At 52.2% G+C, this 13308-nt stretch carries 13 protein-coding genes; 12 read left to right on the plus strand and 1 reads right to left on the minus strand.

From position 1 onward, the window contains the following. Positions 1-90 precede the first annotated feature (90 nt). From pilW to MO867_RS05750, 11 genes are all read left to right on the plus strand, one after another. Positions 91-870, plus strand: coding sequence for a type IV pilus biogenesis/stability protein PilW (gene pilW / locus MO867_RS05700; protein ID WP_252465276.1), 780 nt, complete (start codon positions 91-93; stop codon positions 868-870). Next, entirely contained in the window at positions 860-1801 is a 942-nt protein-coding gene (locus MO867_RS05705) for a RodZ domain-containing protein (protein WP_252465277.1), read from the plus strand. Before pilW ends, MO867_RS05705 begins: the two co-directional genes overlap by 11 nt. 99 nt (positions 1802-1900) lie before the next feature. Continuing rightward, the gene (ispG, locus tag MO867_RS05710) at positions 1901-3013 is read left to right on the plus strand and encodes a flavodoxin-dependent (E)-4-hydroxy-3-methylbut-2-enyl-diphosphate synthase (protein ID WP_252465278.1); all 1113 of its coding nucleotides are present in this window, start codon (positions 1901-1903) and stop codon (positions 3011-3013) included. Positions 3014-3070: 57 nt separating this feature from the next. Then, positions 3071-4333, plus strand: a complete 1263-nt coding sequence (hisS, locus tag MO867_RS05715; RefSeq protein WP_252465279.1) for a histidine--tRNA ligase — start codon at positions 3071-3073, stop codon at positions 4331-4333. Between the two features lie 75 nt (positions 4334-4408). After that, entirely contained in the window at positions 4409-5116 is a 708-nt protein-coding gene (locus MO867_RS05720) for a YfgM family protein (RefSeq protein WP_252465280.1), read from the plus strand. Next, complete coding sequence (gene bamB, locus MO867_RS05725; protein WP_252465281.1) at positions 5116-6279, plus strand: outer membrane protein assembly factor BamB; 1164 nt, start codon at positions 5116-5118, stop codon at positions 6277-6279. Before MO867_RS05720 ends, bamB begins: the two co-directional genes overlap by 1 nt. Positions 6280-6427: 148 nt before the next feature. Continuing rightward, entirely contained in the window at positions 6428-7822 is a 1395-nt protein-coding gene (gene der, locus MO867_RS05730; RefSeq protein ID WP_252465282.1) for a ribosome biogenesis GTPase Der, read from the plus strand. A gap of 192 nt (positions 7823-8014) precedes the next feature. Next, positions 8015-9478, plus strand: a complete 1464-nt coding sequence (locus tag MO867_RS05735; protein WP_252465283.1) for an NAD-dependent succinate-semialdehyde dehydrogenase — start codon at positions 8015-8017, stop codon at positions 9476-9478. A 25-nt stretch (positions 9479-9503) separates the two neighbouring features. Further along, entirely contained in the window at positions 9504-10187 is a 684-nt protein-coding gene (tsaA, locus tag MO867_RS05740) for a tRNA (N6-threonylcarbamoyladenosine(37)-N6)-methyltransferase TrmO (RefSeq protein ID WP_252465284.1), read from the plus strand. Between the two features lie 176 nt (positions 10188-10363). Further along, entirely contained in the window at positions 10364-11185 is an 822-nt protein-coding gene (locus MO867_RS05745) for an MBL fold metallo-hydrolase (RefSeq protein ID WP_252465285.1), read from the plus strand. Between the two features lie 253 nt (positions 11186-11438). After that, complete coding sequence (locus MO867_RS05750) at positions 11439-12035, plus strand: DUF1287 domain-containing protein (protein WP_252465286.1); 597 nt, start codon at positions 11439-11441, stop codon at positions 12033-12035. 78 nt (positions 12036-12113) lie between these two features. On the opposite strand, the gene MO867_RS05755 is transcribed toward MO867_RS05750, so the two are convergent. Beyond that, positions 12114-12902: a class I SAM-dependent methyltransferase gene (locus MO867_RS05755; protein WP_252465287.1), complete on the minus strand. Its 789-nt coding sequence runs from the start codon at positions 12900-12902 to the stop codon at positions 12114-12116. Between the two features lie 52 nt (positions 12903-12954). Between MO867_RS05755 and MO867_RS05760 the strand changes: the two genes are divergently transcribed. Beyond that, positions 12955-13197, plus strand: a complete 243-nt coding sequence (locus tag MO867_RS05760; RefSeq protein WP_252465288.1) for a GFA family protein — start codon at positions 12955-12957, stop codon at positions 13195-13197. The last annotated feature ends 111 nt before the right edge of the window (positions 13198-13308 follow it).

Genomic DNA, 13308 nt, shown 5'->3' on the forward strand with positions numbered 1-13308 from the left:
GGGATTGGCGGCGGCACCATTTGGTGTGTGAATGACACCCGCGCAATCTCGCTGGGCTAACAAGTGCAAAATAAAAATACAGGTGATGTAGTGTCCGCGAAATTTAAAAAGCTGCCACTGGCGGCGCTGTTGCTCAGCATTTTTCTGGGGGGCTGTGTCACTACCGGGATGCCGGAGCGCCAGGAAGTCGATCTGGAAAAAGCGCTCGAGACACACGTACAGCTGGGGCTTCGCTATTTACAAGACCCGGACAATAGAGAACAGTCCCGTCGCCACCTGAATAAGGCCCTGGAGCTGGGTAAAAAGAACCCCATGGCGCATCACGGCTTAGCCCTGCTTTATCAGGTCGATGGTGAGTTGGATATTGCCGAATCTCACTTCGAGAAAGCGCTGCGTTATAGCGATGGCTTTTCTATGGCGCACACCAACTACGGAGTGTTCCTCTACAAGCAGGAGCGCTACAAGGAGGCCCTCAAGCAGTTTGAATACGCCTCCACCGATCTCACTTATAACCGACGCTCTTTCGCGCTGGTGAACTATGGTCGCACAGCGGCTCGCTTGGGACTGATAGAAAAGGCTAAGGAGGCTTATTCCCGCGCACTGGCTCTAAACCCCAACCTTGCCCTGGCGCTAATTGAAATGGCCGAGCTAAAATTTACAGATGGCGATTACAGTCAGTCCAAACAGTACCTGGACAGGTACGGCAAGAGAAGCCGGCAGACCCCTCAGTCACTATGGTTGGGGGTTCGTATCGAGAAGGTATTTGGCAACCGTGACAAGGAGCTCAGTTACGCGCTTGCGTTGAAGAATCTGTACCCGTACTCTGCGGAGACACTGAAATATCAGGAGTTAAGTGGTAATGACGGATAGTAGTCCCGAGCACCGCAATAGCGGCGAGGCGGCATCCAATACACAAAAGGCCTCACCGGGCAGCATGTTGCAAGCTGCGCGCGAAGCCGCAGGGCTTTCTCGCGAAGAGTTGTCACAGCGTCTTTGCATTATCGACAATACCGTCGAATGGCTTGAGACCGATAATTATGCCCGGCAGCCAGATGTGGTCTATGCGCGGGGCTATATCCGCAATACTTGCCGTGAACTGAAGATTCCTTCCGAGCCGGTCCTGAAAGCCTACGATCGGGACCGGCCACAGCCCTCAAAACGCGCGGAATCCAGACGTATGGGTAAGGCCGAAGCGTTTAATCCCGATCGGAAGCGCGGTCATGGTTTTCTGGCCCTGATACCTCTGTTGCTGGCCGGTGGTGTGTTTTGGTGGAAGTACGGCACGCCTGTCAATATTCCCGGAGTGCCTGTTATAGAGGAAGCTGTCGAAGGGGTTGTGCAAACTCCAACCGCACAGGCCTCAACTACGCTAGCTGTCGCTGGTGTGTCTGAAGGAGAAAGGGGTGACGAGACGGGCCCCCAGTCAGCAAACTCAGCGATTGCCCAGGTGCCCGAACCTGGATCGAAAACGATAGAAACCGCTTCTTCGGTGCAAGAAGTCCGCAATGCAGGCACCGAGAAACCTATCTCCAGTGAGGTGGCCGACCTGGACCAGGCCCTGCAGGGTGCCCTGCGGTTGCGTTTTGACGAGGATGCTTGGATCGAAGTGAAAGATGCCCAAGGAGTGGTGCTCTTGGCCGGTGTCCAAGCGGCCGGTAGCTCCAAGGCTCTGGAGGGGCGCGCACCGTTTGAATTGATGCTCGGTAATGCTGAGGCAACCCATGTGGTTTACCGCGAGGAAACCATCGATAGCCAGCCTATTGGTGACCGCCGCACCCGCCGCCTGATCGTCGGCGACTAACGGATCTTCTCAGTATGGGCGCGAACTCTGTAGGTTTGCGCCCAATCTCTCTATACTCTCTTCCTCGATTTTTCAGCAGCGATAGCGCCAGGTCAGCCTATGCAATTTGAATCTCCCATTGTCCGCCGCAAGTCGCGCCAGATCATGGTAGGAGACGTGCCTGTCGGAGGTGATGCTCCGATCTCGGTGCAGAGTATGACCAACACTGAAACCTGTGATGTGGCCGCCACAGTAGGCCAGATTCAGTGTTTGGAAACGGCGGGTGCCGATATCGTACGTGTATCCGTGCCCAGCATGGAGGCCGCCGAAGCTTTCGGAGAAATAAAAAAACAGGTGAATGTTCCGCTGGTTGCAGATATTCACTTTGATTACCGGATCGCTCTGCGAGTCGCGGACCTGGGTGTGGACTGCTTGCGTATCAACCCCGGCAATATCGGTCGGGAGAAGCGAATCCGCGCTGTAGTGGACAAAGCCCGCGATTTGAATATCCCGATTCGTATCGGTGTGAACGCCGGTTCCCTGGAAAAAGACCTACAGAAAAAATACGGCGAGCCCACCCCGGATGCGCTTGTCGAGTCGGCCCTGCGCCATGTAGAAATTCTCGACAGTCTCGATTTCCAGGATTTCAAAGTGAGCGTCAAGGCTTCGGATATCTTTATGGCGACCGCTGCGTACCGCAAGCTGGCCCAGCAGATTGAACAACCGTTGCACTTGGGAATTACTGAAGCTGGTGGCTTGCGTGCAGGTACGGTGAAATCCGCTATTGGTCTGGGAGCCCTGCTACTCGACGGTATCGGTGATACTCTGCGGGTGTCACTGGCCGCAGACCCGGTGGAAGAAGTCAAAGTGGGCTGGGACCTGCTCAAGAGCCTGCGCTTGCGAAACAAGGGCATCAACTTTATTGCCTGTCCCAGCTGTTCGCGTCAGAATTTCGACGTGGTGAAAACCATGAGCGAACTGGAAACGCGTCTCGAGGATGTGACCACGCCGTTGGATGTGGCGGTGATCGGCTGTATTGTCAATGGCCCCGGCGAAGCAAAAGAGGCAGATATCGGCCTCACGGGTGGGACACCGAGCCACGCTATTTACGTAGATGGTCAGCCGAACCGTAAATTTAAGAATGAAAATCTGGTGGATGATTTGGAGCGCTTAATTCGAGAGAAGGCTGCTGCCAAGGCTGAGAAAGAAGCCGATATCATCGCCAAGGCGTAGCGGGTGCATGTCTCCTACGCCTCCCCGAATCGTTGAATTAGAAATTAAGGAACAGCGTTGAAACAGCTTCGCGCAATTCGCGGTATGAACGACCTGCTGCCGGGACAATCTCCGGCCTGGCAGTACGTGGAAGCCACCCTGAGCGAACTCTCTAGCCGCTATGGCTATAGTGAAATTCGCATGCCCTATTTGGAGGCGACCCAGCTATTTTGCCGGGCGGTGGGTGAAGCCACTGATATTGTTGAGAAGGAAATGTATACCTTCGACGACAAGAGCGGCGGTAGCGTCACTCTGCGTCCCGAGGGCACTGCTGGAACCGTGCGTGCGGCCATTCAGAACAATTTGTTGATTCAGCCCCAGCGCCTGTGGTATTTCGGCCCCATGTTCCGCTACGAGCGCCCTCAGAAGGGTCGCCTGCGTCAGTTCCACCAGTTTGGTGTCGAGGTGTTCGGTATTGAAGGCCCGGATATTGATGCGGAAATTTTGGTGATGACCGCACGCCTGTGGCACCAATTGGGAATCAGCGATCATGTCACACTGCAGCTCAACTCCCTGGGTAACTCAGAGAGCCGTGCGGCCTATCGCGACGCACTGGTCGCTTATCTGAGCGAGCGCCGTGACCAGCTCGACGAGGATAGCCAGCGTCGCCTGGAACGCAATCCGCTGCGAATTCTCGACAGTAAAAATGAGCAAACCCAGGAACTGCTGGCAAGCGCGCCCAGTCTACTAGATTTCCTTGATGAGGAATCCGCTGCCCATTTTAGCCAGCTGAAGGCATTATTGGACGGGGCCGGCGTTAAGTACGAGATTAACCCCAAGCTGGTACGAGGTCTCGACTACTACGGAAAAACAGTTTTTGAATGGGTGACCGACAGTCTCGGTGCTCAGGGCACCGTGTGTGCTGGTGGCCGCTACGATGGTCTGGTGGAGCAAATGGGTGGCAAGTCTACCCCGGCAGTGGGCTTTGGCCTGGGTGTTGAACGCCTGGTATTGATGCTGGAAACCCTGCAGGTGCTGCCGGAAGCTCTGTCGCAGCAGGTAGATGCCTACCTGGTTGCGGTGGGTGATGTACAATCAGCCGCCCTGATGGCTGCCGAGCAATTGCGCGATGAGCTGCCCTGGTTGCGCCTGCAGGCGCACTGCGGCGGAGGAAGCTTTAAGAGCCAGATGAAGAAGGCGGATAAAAGCGGCGCCGATTACGCATTGATTATTGGAGAAGATGAGGCCGCTATTGGTCAGATAACGCTGAAGCACCTGCGTTCTGACCAACAACAGCAAACCCTTGCACCGAAAGACCTGGCAGTATTACTGCAAGGTTGAAGCAAACACTGAGGGAGGCGGGGGCGGAGACCTCTGCCGTGAAAGTTAGAAACCACAGGAAAGGCGATTTACTCAATGTCTGAGCATCTTACTGAACAAGAACAAATAGAAACGCTGAAGCGCTGGTGGGCGGAAAACGGCAAGGGCATCTTGACTGGTGTGGCGCTGGCCCTGGCGGGTTACTTTGGCTATCAATGGTGGCAGGGTGACCAGCGCAGCAAAGCTGAAGCGGCCTCTGACCTGTACCAGACTTTCGTAGAAGCTGCTTCCGCCAACAACAATCAGCCTGACAATAAACAGCTCACCACCGCAAAAAATGTGGCGGAGCAGCTGAAAGAGGATTTTACCAAGCGTATCTACGCCAGCCAGGCGGCGCTGCGTCTCGCTGCGATTGCGGCAGAGAGCAACGACCTGGAAACTGCCCAGCAGCAGCTGCAGTGGGCGATCGACAATACCGATGAGACCAGTTTGGAACTGCTTGCCAAGCGTCGTCTCGCCGCAGTGTTGGCCGCTCGCGGCAAACCTGATGATGCGCTGAAATTACTGGAGGGCACAATTCCTCCGGCCTTTGCAGCGCTTTATTCCGAGACCCGTGGTGATATTCTCAAGCAAAAAGGTGATAGTGCTGGTGCTCGTGCTGCCTATGAGCAGGCACTGAGTGAGCTATTGCCAGAGCAAGCGGGTAGTACCCAGCTCTTGCGCCTGAAGGCCGACAGCCTGGCGGCAGTTGAGGGTGTTGAAGAACAGAATCAAACTGAGCCTGTATCTGAGGGAGACGAGTGATGGGATTTCTGAATCGCGCTGCGGGTCGTACTGCAGCAGTGGCGCTGGCTGTGGCCCTTGCCGCCTGTGCCTCCAATGAAGAGAAGGAAGATGTCGATCCCGTCGAATTGGTAGATATCAATTCGACGGTCTCTCTGCAGGAGGTTTGGTCTGCAGATGTGGGAGGGATCGACGAGAAACGCTATGCCATGCTGCAGCCGAGCCTCGCTGGCGGCAGAATCGTCGCTGCCAGCAGTGATGGTGATGTGACGGCATTTGATCGCAATACCGGGCAGGCCCTCTGGGAGACTGACCTGGATGTGGATTTGAGTGGCGGTGTTGGTGTCGGTGATGGCATTGCCGTGGTTTCGGATTACCGGGGCCTTGTCATCGCTGTCGACCTGGATAGTGGTAGCCAGCTCTGGAAGTACCAGGTTTCTGGTGAAGTGGTTTCCGCCCCCGCCGTGGGTTCTGGCGTGGTGGTTCTGCAAACTGTCGATGGCAAACTGGTCGGGCTCGACGCCGCTAGCGGCGAACAGTTGTGGAGCCACAATACCAACCTGCCTGTGTTGACCCTGCGCGGTACTGCCGCACCGGTCATCAGTGGCGGCATGGTGATCGCCGGTCTGGATAACGGTAAGCTCCTGGCGTTGGATGCCCGAGACGGCGTGCAGCGCTGGGAACAGCGTGTGGCTATACCACAGGGCACTGCCGAACTGGAGCGGGTCGTTGATATCGACGGTTCCCCAGTTGTGCGCGGCGATCTCGTATTTGCCGCCAGCTATCAGGGGCGTGTTGTTGCCCTGTCGAAAGACAATGGTCGCGGCCTCTGGGCCCGCGATGCCTCTACCCACCATGAAGTTGCTGTGGGCGGTGGCCATGTTTACCTGAGTGATGCCTCCGGTGGTGTCTACGCCTACAATGTGGGCAGTGGTCAGATCGTATGGAACAACAACGAGCTGTTGCGCCGTGAGTTAAGTGGACCCGCTTTCTTCCAGGATGTTGTGGTTGTTGGAGACCTGGAAGGCTACCTGCACGTGCTTGACCCGAATACCGGGCAGTTTATCGGCCGCGAACAGGTGGATGGTGATGCAATTCGTATCCCCATGTTGGTTGATGACGACCTGATGTTTGTCTTGTCGGATGACGGCAAGCTGTCGGCACTGCGTCTCGCCGGCTACTGAATAACCGCACCCTATTACAAAGGCGGACAGGCTGTCCGCCGTAGGGCTCGAAAGGGCTCGCATAAGGAGCCTGCACTGCAGGTGAATTGAAATCGCCCGCCTCGCGCGGGCTTTTGTATTTTTTTATTCGGCTAAAACCAGAATTTGTATGCTGCCAGTAATTGCCCTGGTCGGGCGCCCCAATGTGGGCAAATCCACACTTTTTAATCGATTGACCAAAAGCCGCGATGCTTTGGTTGCTAACTATGCCGGGCTTACCCGCGACCGCAAATACGGCGAGGCGGACATTGACGGACATAAACTTTTACTCATCGATACCGGTGGTATTTCCGGTGGCGAAGAGGGTATTGATGCGGCGATGGCTGAGCAGTCTATGCTGGCTATCGAAGAAGCGGACATTGTACTTTTTCTTGTCGATAGTCGTGCGGGCTTGACCCCTGCCGATGAGATGATCGCCAAGCGGCTGCGCATTCGCTCCAAGCCCACCCTGCTGGTGGCCAACAAAGTTGATGGAGTAAATCCGGATATTGCCCTGGCACCTTTCTACGAGCTGGGGATCGGTGAGCTTTTCCCAACCACAGCGACCCATGGTCGCGGCGTTCGCACCCTGATGCAGCGAGTGGTGGAAGGTTTGCCGGAGCAGGCGGTTGAAGAGGAGGCCGAGGGAGCTACCGGGATTAAGATCGGTATCGTTGGGCGTCCCAATGTGGGGAAATCCACGCTGGTTAACCGCCTTCTGGGTGAAGACCGGGTCGTCGTGTACGACGAGCCTGGCACCACTCGAGACAGCGTCTATATCAACTACGAGCGGGATGAAAAGCCCTACACCCTGATCGATACCGCCGGGATTCGCCGACGTAAGAATATTAAGGAATCGGTGGAGAAGTTCTCCATCGTGAAAACCTTGCAGGCGGTGGAAGACGCCAATGTGGTCGTGCTGGTAATCGATGCCCGCGAGGGTCTGGTAGATCAGGATATGCACCTGATGGGCAGCGTGATCCAAGCAGGGCGTGCCTTGGTAGTCGCCCTGAACAAGTGGGACGGGCTGGAAGCGGAGCACCGCGACTATGTAAAGGCTGAGTTGGAGCGCCGACTGCGCTTTGTCGATTTTGCCGATGTGCACTTTATTTCTGCACTGCACGGTACGGGTGTGGGTCATTTGTATGAGTCCATCGAGGCTGCCTACCAGAGTGCAACCGACAAACTCTCCACTAACCACTTGACCCGTATTCTGCAGTGGGCAGTTAGTGAGCACCAACCACCATTGGTACACGGTCACCGCATCAAGTTGCGTTACGCTCACGCTGGCGGACAAAACCCGCCGGTGATTGTGATTCACGGCAACCAGACTGAGCAGGTGCCCTCGCACTATGTACGCTACCTGGAGAAAACTTTCAGGAAAGCACTGGAACTGCAAGGCACTCCGGTAAAAATTGAGTTCCGAACGGGCTCCAATCCCTACGCGGACAAAAAGAACAAGTTGAGTGACCGACAGAAGGCCAAGAAGCGCCGCCTGATGAAGTTTGTGAAAAAGAAGAAATAAGCGAAGGCAGCAGATGTTGCCAGCCAACTGACGGCGGAGTCTGTCGGTTGGCAAAGTTGTCTAATATGCTGCAGCTTTTGATCGGTTGAAATCCCACAGGCAGTAGGCCTCGCGGGAATAAATCGCGGTTAATATCGTAGTCAGTGATCCCGTTTGCGGCGGGGCCAGGGAAGACACCACAAGGAGAGTACGATGCTGAAGCTGACAAATCCTGCGCTATTACGCAGTCAGTCCTACATTAATGGCCAATGGATCGACGCTGATTCTGGAGCCACCTTCGATGTGCTGGACCCCGCAACGGGCAAAGTGGTTGCCAGTATCGCCGACTTGGGGGCGAATGAAACCCGCCGAGCAATTGAAGCGGCCCATCAAGCCTGGCCCAGTTGGCGGGATACCACGGTCAAAGAGCGAGCTAAAATTCTCAGCCGCTGGTACGACCTGATTATTGCCAATGTCGATGATCTCGCCGCTATTTTAACGGCGGAGCAGGGCAAGCCCCTGACTGAAGCCAAAACTGAAATTATCTATGGCGCCAACTATGTCGAGTGGTTTTCTGAAGAGGCCAAACGCATATATGGCGATATCATAAGTCCGCCTTCAAATGACAAGCGCCTGCTGGTGATCAAGCAATCAGTGGGTGTGGCTTGCTCAGTGACACCGTGGAATTTCCCCAGTGCGATGATTGCACGCAAAATGGCACCGGCGATTGCCGCAGGGTGCCCCTTTATCGCCAAGCCCGCTTCGGAAACCCCGTTATCCGCATTGGCGCTGGCGGTGCTCGCTGAAGAGGCAGGTGTACCCGCTGGTGTATTCAATATTGTCGCCGGAGAAAAAGCACCGGCGATTGGTGCTGAAATGACATCCAATCCCATGGTGCGCAAATTTACTTTTACCGGTTCCACTGCAGTCGGTAAATTGCTGCAAGCGCAGTGTGCGGCAACCATGAAAAAGACCTCGATGGAATTGGGCGGCAATGCGCCGTTTATCGTTTTCGATGATGCAGATATTGATGAAGCGGTTAAAGGCGCAATTGTGTGTAAATACCGTAACGCGGGTCAGACTTGCGTTTGCGCCAATCGTATTTTTGTACAGGAAGGCGTTTACGAAGAATTTGCACAGAAATTTTCTGAAGCAGCTAACAAGCTGTCTTTGGGTAATGGCTTTGACAGCGGTATTGATGTAGGACCCATGATTACCACGAAAGCGGTGAAAAAAACCGAATCTCTGGTGGAAGATGCCATTCAAAAAGGGGCGAAAACTCTGGTTGCAGGGGGCCCCAGCACAATGGGAGAGTGTTTTTATTCTCCTGTGGTTCTGGGGAATACGACCGACCAAATGAAACTCTTTAAAGAGGAAATTTTTGGCCCGGTGGCTCCACTGTATAAATTTTCCAGCGAAGAAGAGGCCATTCGAATGGCCAACGATACAGAGTTTGGCTTGGCTTCTTATTTTTACGCGCGGGATATTGGCCGTATCTGGCGTGTTGCCGAGGGTCTCGAATACGGTATGGTGGGTATCAATGAAGGTATTATTTCCAATGAACGGGCGCCTTTCGGCGGTGTAAAAGAGTCCGGCCAGGGACGTGAGGGCTCCAGGTACGGTCTTGAAGACTACCTGGAAATCAAATACCTGTGTATCGGCGGCATTGATAAATAGTTAATAAGAAGTGTTTGGGATTTAGATGGTTGTAGAGCCTATTGCGCGGGTGCATTCCTGCTTCGGCGAAAAGTTTGGGGTACCGCGTCAACCCCTGCTGGCCGATGCCAGCCGAGCCAGTATCGAATTATTACCACCGATGGACACAGAGGACGCAGTTGCAGGGTTGGAGCAGCACAGTCATATCTGGGTGGTTTTTCAATTCCATCAGGCCGCAGGCCAGTGGTCCGCCAAAGTGCGGCCCCCGAGGCTGGGAGGCAATAAGAAATTGGGTGTATTGGCCACCCGCTCACCATTTCGCCCGAATAATATTGGCCTATCGGTTGTGCGTCTTCTGGAAGTGCGAACGGCACCCAAGATAGAGCTGATTGTTGCCGGGGCAGATTTGGTGGATGGAACGCCGGTACTGGATATCAAGCCGTATATCCCCTATGCCGATGCACTTACAGATGCACAAAGCGAATTTGCCAGTGCGGCCCCGCAGCCTATGCCTGTCACCATTCCCAAGCCAATTCTCACACAGGCCAAAGCCTACCGCGATAACTGGGGTACCGACCTTCCACGTCTTATAGACCAAGTGCTGTCCCAGGATCCAAGGCCCGCGTACCAAAAAATGGATCAACAGCGCATCTACGGCATGCAACTCTGCGGGTTCAACCTGCGCTGGCGATACTCCGATACTGGCGTCGAAGTAGTAGCACTAGAGTAGCCTCGACTCCGATCCTCGTCATTCCGGCGAAAGCCGGAATCCAGCTCCCCAATCCAAAATCACCTAATACCGTTTATAGGGGGGTACGGATATGTCATCCATTTTCATGGAAAATACAATTTCCCAAGTGATGCCAATCGCCTACAAATACATATAACTTATCTAAGGGCGAGTTTATGCCGCTACGTGAATCTTTTAACTATCAAGGACTCGATGCAATTCGGGTTGGCCGAATTAATATGGGGGTAAATACAACCTTCATAGTTTATCGTCTCAATGGAACACTGATCGACACAGGCCCCAGCAATCAGTGGAAGTATGTTAAGCCATTCGTTCAAAATACACACTTGGAGCAATTACTGCTCACTCATCATCATGAGGATCACAGCGGCAACGCAGGCGCGATCCACGAGCTTACAGGGGTGCAGGCTGCCGCCCCAGACCTCACTATTGGAATATTAGAAAGGGGATTCCGTATCCCTCCCATGCAAAAATTTTTCTGGGGAACAGCCGGAAAAGCCGAAGTGGCGCCTCTGCCAGAAGATCTTCGTATTGGACGAGAGGAAGTGGTACCGCTATTCAGTCCGGGTCATGCGAAAGATATGACCTGCTATCTACTGCCCGAACGCGGCTGGTTGTTCAGTGCGGATCTATATATTGCCAATTACCTGAAATTTCTGCGTATTGATGAGCATATACCGACCCTGCTAAACAGTATCAAGAGAGTGCTGGACTGTTCTTTTGACGTTATCCTCTGTCCGCACAGGGGCGTCGTTGAGGATGGCTGGCAGCAGTTGAATAAAAAATATGAATACTTGTTGAACCTCACCGGAGAAGCGCAGGTGTTACAAGAGCAGGGTCTGCCATTAGAACAGATAACCCAACGGCTCCTGGGGAAAGAGGGATTGCTCAGTATCATGACCGGCTATAATTTTTGCAAAAGAAATCTGATCGCCTCTTGCTTGCACGTAAACTTAACCGAGATGCAGCGCTTTTGATTCCCCCAAGGGCAAATATTAAAATCCCGTATTTTGGGGTTTGGGGTTTGGGGTTTGGGGTTTGGGGTTTGGGGTTTGGGGTTTGGGGGTAGACCGAATTATCAGTTTTCAGGTTGGAAGGTACCTTGCTCTCGATAAAAGGTGCTTTGGCCTCCACTAGATATTGATAATACTTTGATCATGGAAATGTATAATATTCAGTTTCTTCTGCCAAAATCTAATCAAATAGAAACCTTATTTTAAGGGGGTGGGTATGAGGGTGATTTTTATATTTGTAATTTTGTTAGCACAAAACTGTATTGCTGAACCCTTTGAGAGACGTTTTGTAAATGCAGCTCTGGATAGAACTACAAAGGATGTGACTTATGATGGGTCATATTATTCTATTGCTTACCCAAATGGGGATGTGCCTGAAAATATAGGGGTTTGTACTGATGTCGTAATCCGTACCTATCGAGCTCTTGGTATAGATTTGCAGCGCTTGGTGCATGAGGATATGACTCGTAATTTTGATCAATACCCTTCTAGGCGGATTTGGGGGCTCAGCAAGCCTGATTCCAATATTGATCATCGGCGAGTGCCAAATTTACAGGTGTTTTTTTCAAGGTTTGGTGAGAGTTTACTGGTAAGTGATAGTGCTGCCAGTTATGCCCCTGGAGATATTGTCACCTGGGTGCTGCCGGGTAACCTTCCCCATATTGGGTTGATTTCTGATAAAAAAGCTGCTTCATCTGACAATTTATTGATAGTCCATAATATTGGTCTCGGTCCAAAATTGGATGATGTGCTTTTTGACTATGAGATTACTGGCCACTACCGCTATATTCCAGAAAGATTCAAAAATAGATAGGCTAAAGCTCGATTATAGAGTTCTCTAGAGGTCGGTATTTTTGTGGTTTTATTTGTCAAACTCTATGAGTTGTCAGGTCTATTTTTCAACTTCAATAATATATCTTTTAATCCTTACTCCCGCACGTTCGCACATTTTGGGTGATATCTTTTGGTAGTACGCATCCATCACTTGCTGAGCAAATAGCTCTCGTTTTGGAGGGGAAAGATGTCGAAATTGAGGTACCCAGGACAGAAAGAATGTCATTAAGGTTTCTGGTGTTCCAAAGTTTTCTACATGGTGTATTTCATCCATTCTGGGGATGTAGAAACCTGCTCTTTCGATAACTGCTTTCATATCCGCTAGAATATAGTGATTATAGGGATCTCGAAACCCGGTAAAATGGGCCTGCCATTGAGAGTTGTTCTGGAAATCAGAGACAGTGTCCCAAAAGTTTTCATGTCCAACCTGAAATCCGATTATACCTTTCCCATCTTCCTTGAGGATTTTGTAAAAGCTATCCCAGACCTTGGCTTGATCTGCTACCCAGTGCAGGCAGCTGAATGAAAAAATTATGTCGAAGCATTGGTCAAACTCAATTTCATCAGCACTCATTTTCTGAAAAAAAAGGTTTTTTTCTCTTGCGTATTTTTCACGTGCGTATCGAACCATGTCCTCGGTTAAGTCAATACCAATGACCTTTCCCCGGTGAAGGTTCTCGGCAATATAGTGTGTGACTCTACCGTCACCACAGCCGACATCAAGTATTCTGGAGGCGTTGCGATAATCAATCCACCGAATGGCCTCCATGGCATGGCGCCACTGCATATCGGATGCATTGACATATTCTGTGGCGGTCCATTTATCGTGCCTGATGGGATTATTCATTGAGTATGCGCAACAGTTGATAATGGGGGCTGTACTCATTCTAGTTTAATCAGTGACGGCATTTATTTTCTGCTCGCCCTACTTGGCAAACTTTGGCTGGGCTATGCTTATTTTCCTACTAATCTCCTTTGCTTCTGAAAGAATTGTGATGAAACTTGCCGACTGCTGCCATTGCGAGTGGATGCGTTTTAACTTGACAGTAAAGCAGCTTGCTCACTATGCCCCTTGCTATTGTTCTATCTGCCGTAAAATGGCAGGTGGCGGTGGTTATGCTATTGATCAGGAAGGCGAATAGGTATCACTTAACGTGAAAAGGAGACAAATTTCTCTCCATTTATCAGGCCTTCCTTGAACAACACTTCGGACAGTTTCATGCAGCTATAGCCCCGTAGTCACTGTACCGTTC

It is taken from the genome of Microbulbifer okhotskensis (assembly GCF_023895975.1).
Taxonomy (GTDB): Bacteria; Pseudomonadota; Gammaproteobacteria; order Pseudomonadales; family Cellvibrionaceae; genus Microbulbifer; species Microbulbifer okhotskensis.